Here is a 15,358-nt window from a genome sequence, read left to right on the forward strand (position 1 = left end):
CGCGGGGCATGACGGAGAGCTAATCCTGCGGCTCGGACGCGGCGTCGCCTTGCGCGTCGATGCGCAGCCAGCCTGACGGCGCGAGGCGCTGCTGCGGCAGGAAGCGGGCCTTGTAGTCCATCTTCTTCGAGCCTTCGATCCAATAGCCGAGATAGACGTAAGGGAGTCCTTGCCGGCGAGCGCGGGCGATGTGGTCGAGGATCATGAAGGTGCCCATCGAGCGGCTGACTTCGCCGGGCTCGAAGAACGAATAGACCATCGACAGGCCGTCGCTGAGCACGTCGGTCAGCGCGACCGCGATCAGCTCCTCGCCACGGCCGGTGATGCCGCTGTCGGGACCACGCTTGCGGTACTCGATGATGCGGGTCTCGACGTGGCTGTCCTCGACCATCATGGCGTAGTCGAGCACGGTCATGTCGGCCATTCCGCCATGGCGGTGACGGGAATCGAGATAGGCGCGGAACACCGAATATTGCTCGGAGGTCGGCACCGCGCTGCGCTGCTCGCCGATGATGTCGGCGTTGCGCGCGATCACCTTGCGGAAGTTGCGGGAGGGGCGGAACTCGTTGGCGATCACCCGGACCGAGACGCAGGCGCGACACTGGTCGCAGGCGGGACGATAGGCGATCGACTGGCTGCGACGGAAGCCGCCATGGGTCAGGAGGTCGTTGAGGTCACCGGCGCGCTCACCTACGAGGTGCGTAAACACCTTGCGCTCGTGCCGGCCCGGCAGATAGGGGCAGGGGGAGGGCGCCGTGAGGTAAAATTGTGGGGTGTCGCGCGAGTGCTGGGTCAAGGGACGTCGTGGGCCTCCAAAATGTGCGTCAGCATCGCGCTACGAAAGCCCCCGGTCAATCGGTCTACTCGGCAGGTCAGGTCGGACAGCATAGCGGGTCAAGGTTGATAGGTTCTTGATCAGCGGGTCCTTGATCGAAAGGTCGCTGATCAGTAGGTCCTGGCGCCCTGAGGCACTGGCGCACGAACGGAATTGTTGATCACGACCGTTCCCAGCACGAAATCCTGCAGCAAGCGCCTGCGGCCGTTGAAGAGGCCGACCAGGACGACGAAAGGCGACAGGAACGAAACGGTCACCCAGAACAGCACCGCGTGGGTGGCGCCCAGCACGAAATAGCCGGGCGCGCCGTACCAGGTGCGCAACTCAAGATCCATCACGCGCATGCCGATGGTCGCGGACGAAGGACCGCCGATGCAGGCGCCGTAATAGACGATGGCCCAGATCACGGAGGCCGGCCAGGCCAGCCAGAACAGCGCCCAGCCGATGCCGAGCGTAACCACGCCGAACACCGCGATGAAGAGGTAGCCGAGGATCACCGGCACCGAGATCACGACCATGTCGATCAGGAAGGCGAACACCCGCCGCGTCGCAACGCCGCGGAACAGTTCCGGGTGCAGATAGGGATCGTAGGCATGCGGCTGCGCCCCACCGTCATTGCGCCAGGCATTGCCCGAGTCCGAATACGACATGACCGTCCTCCCGAGGGGAAACTCCCGTGGCAGCACATGGGAATAGGCCGTCCGCGTGCCAAGGGTGCCGCGATTAACAAGCCGAAATATTCCGGCGATTCGGGGGCGGCGGAGGTGGGAGGAAAGGGCGCGCCGCCACACGAATAGTGTCGTCCCGGCGAAGGCCGGGACCCATAACCACGCCAAGCAGTTTGGCGAAGGCTCAGGGGTTGATCGCTTCCCCGGTACCAATACCCCACGCCCCCGATAGATCACGCGGTATGGGTCCCGGCCTGCGCCGGGACGACATTGGGGCTTACCCCTGCGCGCGAAGCTTCTCCGCCGCCTTCGGTGCGAAATAACTCAGCACACCGTCGGCGCCAGCGCGCTTGAAGGCGAGCAGGCTCTCCATCATGGCGCGGTCGCCGTCGAGCCAGCCGTTGTTGGCGGCTGCCGCGATCATCGCGTATTCGCCGGAGACCTGGTAGGCGAAGGTCGGCATTGCGAACGTGTCCTTCACGCGGCGGACGACGTCGAGATAGGGCATGCCGGGCTTGACCATCACCATGTCGGCGCCCTCGGCGATGTCGAGCTCGACCTCGCGCAGCGCCTCGTCGGTGTTTGCGCTGTCCATCTGGTAGGTGCGCTTGTCGCCGGTGAGCGTCTTGGCCGAGCCGATGGCGTCGCGGAACGGACCGTAAAAGGCGGAGGCGTATTTTGCGGCATAGGCCATGATCTGCACGTCAAGAAGCCCGGTGCGATCCAGACCCTCGCGGATCGCGGCGACGCGGCCGTCCATCATGTCGGAGGGCGCGATGATGTCGCAGCCGGCTTCGGCCTGCACCAGGGCCTGACGCACCAGCACGGCGACCGTTTCGTCGTTCAGGATCTTGCCGTCGGAGATCAGACCGTCATGGCCATGACTGGTGAAGGGATCGAGCGCGACGTCGCAGAGAATGCCGATCTCCGGAAACTCCTTCTTGATCGCGCGCACCGCCTGGCAGACCAGATTGTTCGGGTTGGTGGCTTCCGAGCCCTCCTCGTCGCGCAGGGACGGGTCGGTGTAGGGAAACAGCGCGAGGCAGGGGATGGTGAGCTTCATCGCGCGCTCGGCGTCGCGCACGGCCTGGTCGACGCTGAGGCGCTCGACGCCGGGCATCGAGGCGATCTGCTCGCGCTTGTTGTTGCCGTCGATCAGGAACAGCGGCCAGATCAGATCGTCCGTCGTGAGCACGTTCTCGCGCACCATACGCCGGGCCCATTCGGCCTTGCGGTTGCGGCGCGGGCGGACGGTCAGATCGAGGGCAGGGGAGGCCCCAGTGCCATCCCGGCGCGAGACCTCGCGCAATTCGATCGGACGTCCGTATTTGATCGCCATCACTCTTCCTCCGGCTGGAATTATTCTTATACCAGCTCGCATGGTTCCCGTCACCGCGGCTTGACCTGTCGCAAAAGATGGCAGCCGATTGATTTTGCGGGGCAAAGCAGCCAGAAGGGGGCATGTCCGAGATCTCCACCCGCGATGCGGCCCGCGACAGTGCCAGGGACGCCGTCCGAGACAATGCCAGAGACAGCGCAATGTCGGTGGCGGCGATCTCGTCGGAGCGAGCTGAATCCGACGACAATGTCTGGACGCGCCGGCTCGTGCTGTTCCTGCGGGTGATGGCGCTGCTCTCGATCCTCAAAGGCCTCTATCATTGGGCGCAGGTGACGGGCTTCGTCGGCGGCGAGGACGAGGCGTTCGAGAACCAGTCGATGGCCTGGCAGGCCTCCACCATCTACTTCGCCGTGATCGAACTCGTTGCCGCGGTCGGGCTGTGGCTGGCGACGCCCTGGGGCGCCGTGGTGTGGCTGACGACCGTGGTGTCGATGGCGGTAATCGAGCTGATGTTCCCGGGCATCTACGGCGGCAGCCTGATTGTGGTCGGCGTCGAAGCCTTCATGCTGGCGGCCTATCTCGCACTCGCCTGGATGGCCGCGCGCGAACGGCCGCCATAGCAAACTCTCGTGCCCCGACTCTGCGCTTCGCTGTGCTGGACCGGGACACGAGATTGTCGCGCTTGGTTGACCATTGGTTGCGTAAAATTCGACGTAAGTTTTCGCTAACCAGCCTGTTCCGCCACAGCTCTTACGCGGCCGTTTCGAAACGGGGCGGGGCTGTTCTGGAATGCGACAATCGCGGCGGACGGAGGGTGAACAGGACCTTGCGAGAGTCAACAGACTATTGCGAAAAGTGCTTGTGGCACAGGCTTAATCCGCAATTCACTGTCTTAAATTCATGATCTCTTTATTCTCTTATTTAAGCCGATCTTCAAACGGGCCCCTTAAGTTGCACCTATCAGACGGGACACAAGTTTCGTCGAATGAGTGTCGATAAAAACGACAACAGGGGAAGTGTCATGATGAAAGCCGTCGCAACTGCGGCAGATACCGCAGAGCGCGTCTCCGGCCAGCAGGGTTCGGTGCAGACGCTCTATCTGGAAGCCTTGACTCTGGTGGAGCGGCTGCATCGCCGGCTGCTCGACGTGATCAAGGACGAGTTTGATCGCCGCGGCCGTGCGGACATCAATTCGGTGCAGGCGCTGCTGCTCTACAACATCGGCGACAAGGAGCTGACCGCGGGCGAACTGCGCACGCGCGGTTATTACCTCGGCTCCAACGTCTCCTACAATCTGAAGAAGCTCGTCGAGCTCGGCTTCCTCGACCATCAGCGCTCGCGCGTCGATCGCCGCTCGGTGCGCATCCGCCTGACGCCGCAGGGCCAGGAAGTCCGCCGCATCGTCGACTCGCTCTACCAGAAGCACGTCAAGACGGTCGAGCAGGTCGGTGGCATCTCGGGCGAGGAGTTCTCGACCCTCAACAAGTCGCTGCACCGCCTCGAGCGATTCTGGACCGACCAGATCCTGTATCGTCTCTGAGTTCTTTTTGACGGGACAAGGCCAAGCCGGCCCGCAACAAGACCGGCAAGCCTCCCGAACGTGCCTCACTTCCCCAAGCGCGCCGGCCCGGCTGTGTCCGGACCGGTGCGTTTCTTCCATTTCGCGGTTGCGAAAAAAATCCCCAACCGGAGGGAACGAGTTCCCGGTTCGGTGCTTATCCCCTTCGATCGGAGGGCGGACGATGCTGGTCGAGCGTGGCGTGGGGGTGATGAACGTGGAACTCGTGAGCGAGGCCTATGCCATCGCCGCGAACTATCTTCGCCGCTCCGGCGCGATCCGGGACACCCTCGTCACCGACGAAAGCCTGCTTGAGATCGTCATCAAGCTGCTCCAGCACGGCGAATTCAACAAGATCAGGTTGGCAAACAAGGCCATCGTCAGGTTCGAGGCGCAGTCCGAGGCCAAAGCGGTTGCCTGATCTCAACTCCCAAACGCGGCAAGAACCAGAGGGTGCCATGGAAGCTGCCATCGACCGGATCATGCATACCTACGATTTGCTCGCCAACCGCACGTCGGCGGCGAGCGCGGAGGCGCGGGAAAAGGTGACTAACTACCTCAATACGTTGATGGAAGCCGGCGAGAAAGACACCCACAGGTTGACGGTTTGCGGCCTCACCTATCTGCGGCAGCTCGACGGCAGCGTGGATCCCGTGAAGGCGGGGTATACCGGGCTGTAGAGGCTGGCCGCTCGCATCCACGCGGCCTTTCGAGCCCAAAGCGGGCCTTTCAGGACATGGACGACCGGATACCGCCCCGTCGTCCAAATCCTCCAATCCCACCATATCTTGCATAAATCTCAGGTCCGACCCGCAACTACTTGGCCTGTTGCGGGCGATGTGGTAGATCGCGCACGCCGCTTCCGATCGCCACACCAGACCCGCCCGTAGCCCGCCAAAAGGCTGCGGCGGTGGAGATATTCGCAAGATGACCTTCGCCAAAACCGCCTCCGCGCCCGATTCGTTTTTCACCGCCTCGCTCGAGCAGGCTGACCCGGAAATCGCAGCCGCAATCAAGGGCGAGCTCGGCCGCCAGCGTCATGAGGTCGAGCTGATCGCCTCCGAGAACATCGTCAGCCGTGCCGTGCTGGAAGCGCAGGGTTCGGTGATGACCAACAAATATGCGGAAGGCTATCCGGGCGCGCGCTACTACGGCGGTTGTGAGTGGGTCGACGTCGCCGAGAACCTCGCGATCGATCGCGCCAAGAAGCTGTTTGGCGCCAACTTCGCCAACGTGCAGCCGAACTCCGGCAGCCAGATGAACCAGGCGGTGTTTCTGGCGCTGCTTCAGCCTGGCGACACCTTCATGGGCCTCGATCTTGCGGCCGGCGGCCATCTCACCCACGGCTCCCCCGTCAACATGAGCGGCAAATGGTTCAAGGCCGCGCACTACACGGTGCGCCGCGAGGACCAGATCATCGACATGGACGCGGTCGCCAAGCAGGCCGAGGAGGTCAAGCCGAAGCTGATCGTGGCCGGCGGCTCGGCCTATTCGCGCGCCTGGGACTTCAAGCGCTTCCGCGAGATCGCGGACAGCGTCGGCGCGTATCTCCTGGTCGACATGGCGCACTTCGCCGGTCTGGTCGCCGGCGGCGTGCATGCCTCGCCCGTGCCCTATGCCCACATCACCACCACCACGACCCACAAATCGCTGCGCGGTCCGCGCGGCGGCCTGATGCTGTGGAATGACGAGGCGCTGACCAAGAAATTCAACTCGGCGATCTTCCCGGGCCTGCAGGGCGGCCCCCTGATGCATGTGATCGCGGCGAAGGCAGTCGCCTTCGCCGAGGCGCTGCGGCCGGACTTCAAGGTCTATGCCAAGAACGTCGTCGAGAACGCCAAGGCGCTGGCCGAGGCGATGAAGAGCCACGGCTTCGATATCGTCTCCGGCGGCACCGATAACCATCTGATGCTGGTTGACCTCAGGCCGAAGGGCCTGAAGGGCAACGCCTCGGAGAAGGCGCTGGTTCGCGCTGCCATCACCTGCAACAAGAACGGCATTCCGTTCGACCCCGAGTCGCCGTTTGTCACCTCCGGTATTCGGTTGGGCACGCCTGCGGCAACCACCCGCGGCTTCGGCGTCGCTGAATTCCAGCAGGTCGCCGGCATGATCGCCGAAGTCCTCAACGCGATCGCGCAATCCTCCGACGGCAAGGCGCCGCTGGTGGAAGCCGCGATCAAGGAACGGGTCAAGGCGCTCACCGACCGTTTCCCGATCTATCAGTAAGGTCCAAGACAACCGGTCAAGGTCAACGGATGCGCTGCCCGAACTGCAACAGTCTCGATACGCAGGTGAAGGACTCGCGTCCGACCGAGGACTCTTCCGTGATCCGCAGGCGGCGCGTGTGCGTCGCCTGCAATTTCCGCTTCCACCACCTTCGAGCGCGTGCAGCTGCGCGAGCTCACGGTGATCAAGCGCAACGGCCGCCGCGTGCCGTTCGACCGCGACAAGCTGATGCGCTCGGTGTCGATCAGCTTGCGCAAGCGGCAGGTCGAGCCTGAAAGGGTGGAGAAGATGGTCTCCACCATCGTGCGCGAGCTCGAGACCGGGGGCGAGGCTGAAATCTCCTCGGAAGTGATAGGCGAGACCGTGATGGAGCATCTGCGCACGCTCGACGACGTCGCCTATGTCCGCTTCGCCTCGGTCTACCGCAATTTCCGCGAGGCCAAGGATTTCGCCGACGTGCTCGGCGAGCTCTCCGGTGAGGAGGAAGCGCGGCTCGCCGCGATCCGCAAATGATCTTCCGCATCCTGGAAGATCAATTCGCGCAGAAGGCGCGCGAGTCCAGGGATGCCGACCGGCGCTTCATGGAGCTTGCACTGGCGCTCGGCAGGCGCGGGCAGGGACGTACCTGGCCCAATCCCGCCGTCGGCGCCGTCATCGTCAAGGACGGCGTGATCGTCGGCCGCGGCTGGACCCAACCAGGCGGACGACCGCATGGCGAGCCCGAAGCGCTGCGGCGCGCAGGCGAGGCCGCGCGCGGCGCCACGCTCTACGTCACGCTGGAGCCGTGCTCGCATTTCGGCAAGTCGCCGCCATGCGCCGACGCCGTGATCGCCGCCGGCATCAAGCGGGTGGTGGCCGCGATCGAGGATCCCAATCCGGACGTCGCCGGTCAGGGCCATGCTCGGTTGCGCGCGGCCGGCATCATGGTGGATGTGGGTCTGTGCGCGCGCGAAGCCGCTTTCGATCATGCCGGGCATTTCCGTCGTATCAGGGATCACCGCCCGCATGTGATCCTGAAGCTCGCGGTCTCGCCCGACGGCAAGATCGGCGCGGCCGGGGGCAAGCCGGTCGCGATCACCGGCGAGGCGGCGCGCAACCGGGTGCATCTCCTGCGCGCGCAAAGCGACGCCATCCTGGTCGGCATCGGCACGGTGCTGGCGGACGATCCGCAGCTCGACTGCCGCCTGCCGGGCATGGCAGCGCGCTCGCCGGTGCGCGTGGTGCTCGATCAGAGCCTGCGCATTCCCGGCGCGAGCAAGCTCGTGGGCTCCGCGCGCGAGATTCCGCTGTGGGTGGTGGGTTCCGAACTCGCGGAGGCCGCGGCCGCCACGCGGCTCGGTGCGGCCGGCGCGCAGGTGATCCGCGTGCCGCCCGGCAACGCCGCGGGACTCGATCTTGCGGCGGTGCTGCATGCATTGGCCGGCAAGGGCATCACGCGGCTGATGGTCGAGGGCGGCAGCCGCGTTGCGGCGTCCTTTATCGCCGCTGACCTCGTTGACGAGATCTGGCTGTTCCGCGGCGCCGAGGCGGTAGGCGCCGACGGGGTGGATGCGCTCGCCGCATTGCCGCTGTCGAAAATCACGCAGTCGCAGGCCTACAAGGTTCATGCTAGCGAGACCTTCGACAAAGATACTCTCACCATCTACGAGCGCGCGTAATGTTCACCGGCATTGTCACCGATATCGGCGAGATCGTCGGCTTCACGCCGACGGCGCAGGGCCAGCTGCACCGGCTACGCATCGCCTGCCGCTACGACCAGACCACCATTGCGGACGGCGCCTCGATCGCCTGCAACGGCGTCTGCCTGACCGTGGTTGCTTCCGGCGTCGAAGGTGGCAAGGACTCTGCTCAAAGGACCTGGTTCGACGTCGATGCCGCGGCCGAGACGCTGGCGCTGACGACCGCAAAGCACTGGAGGGTCGGCACCAGGCTCAATCTGGAGCGAGCGCTCAAGATCGGTGACGAACTCGGCGGGCATATCGTCGCCGGCCATGCCGATGGCATCGCGACCCTCGTCAGCCGCGAAGACCTGCCCGAGATGGCGCGGTTCGAACTTTCCACGACGCGGGAGCTGGCGCGGTTCATCGCGACCAAGGGCTCGATCACGCTCGACGGCGTCTCGCTGACGGTTAATACGGTGAAGGACGTGACCTTTTCCGTGCTGATCATCCCGCACACCCTGACGGTCACGACGATCGGCGGCTGGAAGGCGGGGGATGACGTTAATATCGAGGTCGATCTGATGGCCCGCTACGCGGCGCGGCTGACGGAAATGAAGTGACGGCGTCTTTAAACTTGGCTTACCCGCTGGTGGCGACTACATAGCGCCAACACCTGTGGAACGGATTTGACGATGGCAGACGCGCGGCGCGCACCCCTGAAGGACCAGACCGACATTTCCGGCGCACGCGCGCTGATTGTCGAGGCACGGTTCTATGACGATCTCCAGGACGCGATGCTCGAAGGCGCGGTGGCCGAGCTGAAGGCGGCCGGTCTGACCCACGACATCATCACGGTTCCCGGCGCACTGGAGATTCCCGCGGCGATCGCCATCGCGATTGATGCCGCGGCCGCCAATGGCAAGCCCTATGACGCTGCGATCGCGCTCGGCTGCGTGATCCGTGGCGACACCATCCATTTCGAGATCGTCTCGCAGGAATCTTCCCGCGCGCTGATGGACCTCGCAGTGACGCGCAAGCTGCCGCTCGGCAACGGCATCCTCACCGTCAACACCGAGGCGCAGGCCTGGGCGCGGGCGCGTGCCAGCGAGTTGAACAAGGGCGGCGATGCTGCGCGGGCCGCGATTGCGATGCTGCGCATAAAGCGCCGGCTGGCGCGGGCTTGATCATGGCCGATAACAACAAGAAGCCGCCGGCTGGCACGGAGAAGAAGGCGAACCGCCGCGGTGCGGCGCGGCTCGCAGCCGTCCAGGCGCTGTACCAGATGGATATCGGCGGCGCCGGCATCAACGACATTTTTGCGGAGTTCGAGAGCCACTGGCTCGGCAACGAGGTCGAGGGCGACACATATCTCCCGGCGGAAGCGGCGTTCTTCCGCGACGTCGTCTCCGGCGTCGTGCGCGACCAGAAGAAGCTCGATCCGCTGATCGACGAGGCGCTGTCGAAGGGCTGGCCGTTGAAGCGCATCGAAGCGATCCTGCGCGCGGTGCTGCGGGCAGGGGCCTATGAATTGGAACACCGCAAGGACGTGCCGGGCCGCGTCGTCGTGTCCGAATATGTCGACGTCGCCAATGCCTTCGTCGACCGCGAGGAGACCGGCATGGTCAACGCGGTGCTCGACCAGATCGGCCGCCAGTTTCGCGGTGAGGAGTTCGGGCGGGGGTAGATATGGGGTCGTCATTGCGAGGAGCGTAGCGACGAAGCAATCCAGACTGTATCTCCGGAGGCAGTCTGGATTGCTTCGCTTTGCTCGCAATGACGGCGGGAGATGACGGATCGAGCTCATGACCAGCCCGCACAATCCCTCCGCCGAAGACTCCCTCATCGCGCGCTATTTCAAGCCGCTGGCGACTGATCCCGGTGCGTTGGGATTGGTGGACGATGCCGCCATCCTGCAGGCGCTCGGCAGCGACATCGTCGTCACCACCGACGCGGTGGTGGAGGGTGTGCATTATCTTGCCAGCGATCCGCCCGATACCATTGCGCGCAAGGCGCTGCGGGTGAACCTGTCCGATCTCGCTGCCAAGGGCGCCGCGCCGGCCGGCTTCGTGCTGACCCTGGCGCTGCGCAGCAGGGAAGACACCTGGCTCAGGCCGTTCGCGGACGCGCTCGGCGAGGATGCGAAAACCTTCGCCTGTCCACTGCTCGGTGGCGATACGGTGTCGACGCCGGGGCCGCAGATGATCTCGATCACCGCCTTTGGCCGCGTGCCGCAGGGCCGGATGGTCGGCCGCACCGGCGCCAAACCGGGCGACCGTATCCTGGTGACTGGGACGATCGGCGACGCCGCGCTTGGCCTCGATGTGCTCAAGGGCGGCGCGGTGGCGAATGCGCTGGCCTCCGATCCGCACGCGCGCGAGACGCTGATCTCGCGCTATCGCGTGCCGCAGCCGCGCAATGCTCTCGCGCACGGCGTGCGTGACCATGCAACGGCTGCGATGGATGTGTCCGACGGGCTTGCCGGAGACCTGACCAAGCTCTGTGCGGCGTCAGGCGTCTCGGCCACGATCGACGTGACCAGCGTGCCGCTCTCGGCTGCCGCCGCCGGCCTGATCGCGGGCAACGTCGTTTCCGTTGAGACGCTGCTGGCCGGGGGTGACGATTACGAGGTGCTGTGCACCGTTCCGCCGGCGCAAGGCGACGCGCTGATTGCCTTGGGGCGGGCGGCCGGCCTTGCCGTCACGGCCATCGGCACGATCGTCGCGGGCCATGAGGGGCCGCGCTTCCTGGACGGGCAGGGCCAGGAGCTGGTGTTGAAGCGGCTGTCCTACAGCCACTTCTAGGAATTGCTCCAAACCGGCGTCCGGGCTCCCACGACCGGCTAAATACCTGCCGAGATCGGCTTTTCGGCCTTATCTGGCGTTGCACCCTCAATTTGATTTTGGCAAGGTCGTGACCGACTAGGGCCGCGCCTTCGGGCAAGGAGCGGCCTTGTTCAAAATCAAGGCGCCGCACCGCACGACGGAAAAACAAAAGGCGCCGGGGGTACGTTCATCAAGGATCTGAGGCAAAAAATCACATGACAGCATTATGGTTGATTGTGCTCTGCGGAGTGCTTTCCGTCGTCTACGCGATCTGGGCGACGTCTTCGGTTTTGAGCGCGGATGCGGGGTCTGCGCGCATGCAGGAAATCGCGGCAGCGGTGCGCGAAGGCGCACAGGCCTACCTGCGGCGTCAGTACACCACGATCGGGATGGTCGGCATCGTCATCTTCGTGCTGCTTGCCTATTTCCTGGGGCTCTATGTCGCGATCGGTTTTGCCATCGGCGCGATCCTGTCGGGGGCGGCCGGCTTCATCGGCATGAACGTCTCGGTCCGCGCCAATGTGCGCACCGCGCAGGCGGCGACGACGTCGCTCGCGGGTGGTCTCGAGCTTGCCTTCAAGGCGGGCGCCATCACCGGCATGCTGGTGGCGGGTCTCGCGCTGCTCGGCGTGACCCTCTATTTCGGCTTCCTGGTCCATTCGCTGAAGCTTGCGCCTGACAGCCGCGTCGTCATTGACGCCATGGTGGCGCTCGGCTTCGGCGCCTCGCTGATCTCGATCTTCGCCCGTCTCGGCGGCGGCATCTTCACCAAGGGTGCGGACGTCGGCGGCGACCTCGTCGGCAAGGTCGAGGCCGGCATCCCCGAAGACGATCCGCGCAACCCGGCCACCATCGCCGACAACGTCGGCGACAATGTCGGCGACTGCGCCGGCATGGCCGCCGACCTGTTCGAAACCTATGCGGTGACCGCGGTCGCCACCATGGTCCTGGCGGCGATCTTCTTCGCCAAGACGCCGATCCTCGCCGACATGATGACCTTGCCCCTCGCCATCGGCGGCATCTGCATCATCACCTCGATCATCGGCACCTTCTTCGTGAAGCTCGGGCCGAGCCAGTCGATCATGGGCGCACTTTACAAGGGACTGATCGCAACCGGCGTCCTGTCGCTGGTCGGCATTGCCGGCGTGATCTATTACCTGATCGGCTTCGGCAAGCTCGCCGGCGTCGATTACACCGGCATGGCGCTGTTCGAGTGCGGCGTGGTCGGCCTCGCCGTCACTGCGCTGATCATCTGGATCACCGAATACTACACCGGCACCGACTATCGTCCCGTCAAGTCGATCGCCCAGGCCTCGGTGACCGGCCACGGCACCAACGTGATCCAGGGCCTCGCCGTCTCGATGGAATCGACCGCGCTGCCCGCGCTCGTCATCATCGCCGGTATCCTGGTCACCTACAGCCTCGCCGGCCTGTTCGGCATCGCGATCGCGACCGCCACGATGCTTGCGCTCGCCGGGATGGTCGTCGCGCTCGACGCGTTCGGCCCGGTGACCGACAACGCCGGCGGCATTGCCGAGATGGCGGGCCTGCCGAAGGAGGTTCGCAAATCGACCGACGCGCTCGATGCGGTCGGCAACACCACCAAGGCGGTGACCAAGGGCTACGCGATCGGCTCCGCCGGTCTCGGCGCCCTGGTGCTGTTCGCGGCCTACAACGAGGATCTCAAGTTCTTCATTGCGGACTCCGCGCACCACGCCTACTTCGCCGGCGTCAAACCGGACTTCTCGCTCAACAACCCCTACGTCGTGGTGGGCTTGTTGTTCGGCGGTCTGTTGCCGTATCTGTTCGGCGCGATGGGCATGACCGCCGTGGGCCGCGCGGCGAGCGCGATCGTCGAGGAGGTCCGGCGCCAATTCCGTGAGAAGCCGGGCATCATGCAAGGCACCGACAAGCCGGATTACGGCAAGGCGGTCGACCTTTTGACCAAGGCGGCGATCAAGGAAATGATCATCCCCTCGCTGCTTCCGGTGCTGTCACCGATCTTCGTCTACTTCGTGATCTATGCGATCGCGGGGGGCGGGGCGGTTGGCAAGTCGGCGGCGTTCTCGGCCGTCGGAGCGATGCTGCTCGGCGTGATCGTGACAGGTCTGTTCGTCGCGATCTCCATGACCTCGGGCGGCGGCGCCTGGGACAACGCCAAGAAGTACATCGAGGATGGTCATTTCGGCGGCAAGGGCAGTGACGCCCACAAGGCGGCCGTGACCGGCGACACCGTCGGCGATCCCTACAAGGACACGGCCGGCCCGGCGGTGAACCCGATGATCAAGATCACGAACATCGTGGCGCTGCTGCTGCTCGCGGTGCTCGCGCACTGAACCAGAGGCAGCGTTCCTGCGACAAACCCGCGGTGCAAGCCGCGGGTTTTTTGTCGGCTGCCAGCCGGGTGCGGCGATTCTTCTGGAGAGGTTGGGCACCATGAAGTTCGAGATGACCAGGTGCAATCAGTGCGGTAGCGATATGCCGATGGGCACGACCCTCTGTCCAAGCTGCGGCAAAGCGCAAACCGGAGCCAGGAGATCAGGCTCGCTTCAGCCGCGCACCCTCCTGGCGGTTGCGCTGGCGGCGGCGGTGCTCCTCGTTTTCAACTGGATCAAAGCTCCGGCGCCGCAGCCCGCCCCCGTCACTGCACGTCCATCTGCAGCCCTTCCTTCTGGATGATGCCGGCGAACTTCTTCGTCTCGGCGTCCACGAAGGCGGCAAACTGGTCGGGCGTGCCGTAGTCGGCGCGGGCGCCCATGGCGACGATGTTCTTCTTGATGTCGTCACGCTCGAGCATCGCCTTCACTTGAAGGTTGAGCGCTTCGACAACGGCGGGCTGCACACCCTTCGGCAAGAACACGGAGAACCACGACGAGACGTCGAAAGCCGCAAGCTCCGGCGCGCTCTCGCGCATGGTCGGCAGGTTCGGCGCGAGCTCGCTGCGCTCGGTCGTGGTGACGCAGAGGCCGGTGAGGGTGCCGTTCTGCACCTGCGGCAGGCTCGGATAGAGGTTGTCGAACAGGATCTGGATGTCGCCGGCGAGCGCCGCCTGGAGCGCGGGACCGGCGCCGCGGAACGGGATGTGCGTCATCTTCAGCCCGGTGAGCTGCAGGAACCAGGCGCCGGTGAGGTGAGGGCTCTGGCCGACGCCGGACGAGGCGTAACTCAGCTTGTCCGGATTGGCCTTGAGATAGGCGACCAGCTCGGCGATCGACTTGATGCCGGTCTTGGGATGCGCCGAGACGATGTTCGGGATCCGAATCATGTTGGAGACCGGCTGGAGCTGGTCCGGCTTGTAGGTGAGGTTCTTGAAGATGCTGTAGGCGATCGCGTTCGGACCGGGATTGCCGATCAGGATGGTGTGACCATCCGGCTTGGCGCGGACCACCTCGGCCGTGCCGATCGTGCCGCCGCCGCCGGAGCGATTTTCCACCACGGCCGATTGGCCCCAGGCGGTCTGCAGATGCGCGGCCAGAAGCCGACCCATCACGTCGGTCGAGCCGCCGGCGGCAGCCGGCACGACGAGGCGGACGTTTTCGGTGGGCTTCCAGTCCGCCAGGCTCGATCGCGGCAAGATCGCTGCGGCCGAGATAGCGGCAGCGCCGGTGAGCACGCGACGGCGGGACAGCAATTTATTGGGCACGAATCCACTCCCTGCAGCTTGTTTTGCAGGGAGCGTAGGGAACAGGACGCGCAACGGCAAGCCGCACGAAGCCGCAGGCTGAAGGCTCAGTTAAAGCTGAGCAGCTTGAAGATCGGCGCGAGGTAGCTCATCTCCTGGCCCGACGTCGCCGTGGTGCGGCTGATGAAGTCGAAGATCTTGCCGTCCTGGAGACCGTAATTCGCAAGCCGGCGCACGCGCCGGTTCTTGTCGAAATAGACCGCGATGACGCGCTGATCGACCACCTTCTGGTTCATGAAGGCGACCATGCGCTCGGAGCGCTGCGAGATGTAATAGAACACCTCGCCGTCGAGGGTTGCGACCGTGGAGGGGGTGCCCATCACGATCAGCACCTGGTCCTGGCTCGCGCCAATCGGGATCTGCTCCAGCGCGTTGGGCGGCAGGATGTACCCCTTCTGGAACTGCTCGCCGGTGCAGCCCGCAAGCGCAGCCCCAACCAGGGCCGCGGCCGCGAACAGGCGCAAGCCGCGCCAACGTGCTTGAAGGCCGCGCCGCTTGTCTGCACGCGGGCTGGTCTGGTTCGTTATCGTCATAGCGGAACTGATTCCGTCCCCTTGCGTCGCGCGA

At 64.9% G+C, this 15,358-nt stretch carries 16 protein-coding genes and 1 pseudogene; 12 read left to right on the forward strand and 5 right to left on the reverse strand.

Going from position 1 to position 15,358, the window contains the following annotated elements; genetic code table 11:
• Nucleotides 1–19 precede the first annotated feature (19 nt).
• From ACVIN2_RS00175 to hemB, 3 genes are all read right to left on the reverse strand, one after another.
• Entirely contained in the window at nucleotides 20–796 is a 777-nt protein-coding gene (locus ACVIN2_RS00175) for an arginyltransferase (protein WP_007603416.1), read from the reverse strand.
• Nucleotides 797–945: 149 nt separating this feature from the next.
• Nucleotides 946–1,485: an RDD family protein gene (locus ACVIN2_RS00180; protein ID WP_007611123.1), complete on the reverse strand. Its 540-nt coding sequence runs from the start codon at nucleotides 1,483–1,485 to the stop codon at nucleotides 946–948.
• Nucleotides 1,486–1,780: 295 nt separating this feature from the next.
• Nucleotides 1,781–2,842 (reverse strand): porphobilinogen synthase, encoded by a 1,062-nt coding sequence (gene hemB, locus ACVIN2_RS00185; protein ID WP_247289350.1) that lies wholly within the window; start codon nucleotides 2,840–2,842, stop codon nucleotides 1,781–1,783.
• A gap of 122 nt (nucleotides 2,843–2,964) precedes the next feature.
• On the opposite strand from hemB, the gene ACVIN2_RS00190 reads away from it, so the two are divergent.
• From ACVIN2_RS00190 to ACVIN2_RS00245, 12 genes and pseudogenes are all read left to right on the forward strand, one after another.
• Nucleotides 2,965–3,462 carry a DUF6163 family protein gene (locus ACVIN2_RS00190; RefSeq protein WP_027518332.1) on the forward strand — a complete coding sequence of 166 codons (498 nt, stop codon included), beginning with the start codon at nucleotides 2,965–2,967 and terminating at the stop codon, nucleotides 3,460–3,462.
• Nucleotides 3,463–3,863: 401 nt separating this feature from the next.
• On the forward strand, nucleotides 3,864–4,382 hold the full coding sequence (gene ldtR / locus ACVIN2_RS00195; protein WP_007603420.1) for a transcriptional regulator LdtR: 519 nt from the start codon (nucleotides 3,864–3,866) through the stop codon (nucleotides 4,380–4,382).
• Nucleotides 4,383–4,584: 202 nt separating this feature from the next.
• A complete protein-coding gene (locus tag ACVIN2_RS00200; protein ID WP_456764032.1) occupies nucleotides 4,585–4,821 on the forward strand; it encodes a hypothetical protein in 237 nt (78 codons plus the stop codon).
• 37 nt (nucleotides 4,822–4,858) lie between these two features.
• Nucleotides 4,859–5,080, forward strand: a complete 222-nt coding sequence (locus tag ACVIN2_RS00205) for a hypothetical protein (protein WP_007603423.1) — start codon at nucleotides 4,859–4,861, stop codon at nucleotides 5,078–5,080.
• 247 nt (nucleotides 5,081–5,327) lie between these two features.
• Nucleotides 5,328–6,626: a serine hydroxymethyltransferase gene (gene glyA / locus ACVIN2_RS00210; protein ID WP_456764033.1), complete on the forward strand. Its 1,299-nt coding sequence runs from the start codon at nucleotides 5,328–5,330 to the stop codon at nucleotides 6,624–6,626.
• A 29-nt stretch (nucleotides 6,627–6,655) separates the two neighbouring features.
• Nucleotides 6,656–7,139, forward strand: a pseudogene (nrdR, locus tag ACVIN2_RS00215) (transcriptional regulator NrdR).
• A complete protein-coding gene (gene ribD / locus ACVIN2_RS00220) occupies nucleotides 7,136–8,284 on the forward strand; it encodes a bifunctional diaminohydroxyphosphoribosylaminopyrimidine deaminase/5-amino-6-(5-phosphoribosylamino)uracil reductase RibD (RefSeq protein ID WP_456764034.1) in 1,149 nt (382 codons plus the stop codon). The pseudogene nrdR and the gene ribD overlap by 4 nt, the downstream one beginning before the upstream one ends.
• Nucleotides 8,284–8,907, forward strand: coding sequence for a riboflavin synthase (locus ACVIN2_RS00225; protein ID WP_456764035.1), 624 nt, complete (start codon nucleotides 8,284–8,286; stop codon nucleotides 8,905–8,907). The genes ribD and ACVIN2_RS00225 overlap by 1 nt, the downstream gene beginning before the upstream one ends.
• Before the next feature lie 72 nt (nucleotides 8,908–8,979).
• Nucleotides 8,980–9,471, forward strand: a complete 492-nt coding sequence (ribH, locus tag ACVIN2_RS00230) for a 6,7-dimethyl-8-ribityllumazine synthase (RefSeq protein ID WP_456764036.1) — start codon at nucleotides 8,980–8,982, stop codon at nucleotides 9,469–9,471.
• Nucleotides 9,472–9,473: 2 nt separating this feature from the next.
• On the forward strand, nucleotides 9,474–9,971 hold the full coding sequence (gene nusB, locus ACVIN2_RS00235) for a transcription antitermination factor NusB (protein WP_456764037.1): 498 nt from the start codon (nucleotides 9,474–9,476) through the stop codon (nucleotides 9,969–9,971).
• Nucleotides 9,972–10,089: 118 nt separating this feature from the next.
• Nucleotides 10,090–11,088 carry a thiamine-phosphate kinase gene (gene thiL, locus ACVIN2_RS00240; protein ID WP_456764038.1) on the forward strand — a complete coding sequence of 333 codons (999 nt, stop codon included), beginning with the start codon at nucleotides 10,090–10,092 and terminating at the stop codon, nucleotides 11,086–11,088.
• A 236-nt stretch (nucleotides 11,089–11,324) separates the two neighbouring features.
• A complete protein-coding gene (locus ACVIN2_RS00245; protein ID WP_456764039.1) occupies nucleotides 11,325–13,445 on the forward strand; it encodes a sodium-translocating pyrophosphatase in 2,121 nt (706 codons plus the stop codon).
• Between the two features lie 305 nt (nucleotides 13,446–13,750).
• Here the strand turns inward: ACVIN2_RS00245 and ACVIN2_RS00250 are convergent, their stop codons facing one another.
• Nucleotides 13,751–14,752: a Bug family tripartite tricarboxylate transporter substrate binding protein gene (locus tag ACVIN2_RS00250; RefSeq protein WP_456764040.1), complete on the reverse strand. Its 1,002-nt coding sequence runs from the start codon at nucleotides 14,750–14,752 to the stop codon at nucleotides 13,751–13,753.
• Between the two features lie 86 nt (nucleotides 14,753–14,838).
• A complete protein-coding gene (locus ACVIN2_RS00255; protein WP_456764041.1) occupies nucleotides 14,839–15,324 on the reverse strand; it encodes an outer membrane protein assembly factor BamE in 486 nt (161 codons plus the stop codon).
• Nucleotides 15,325–15,358 lie beyond the last annotated feature (34 nt).

It is taken from the genome of Bradyrhizobium sp. USDA 3650 (assembly GCF_054057395.1).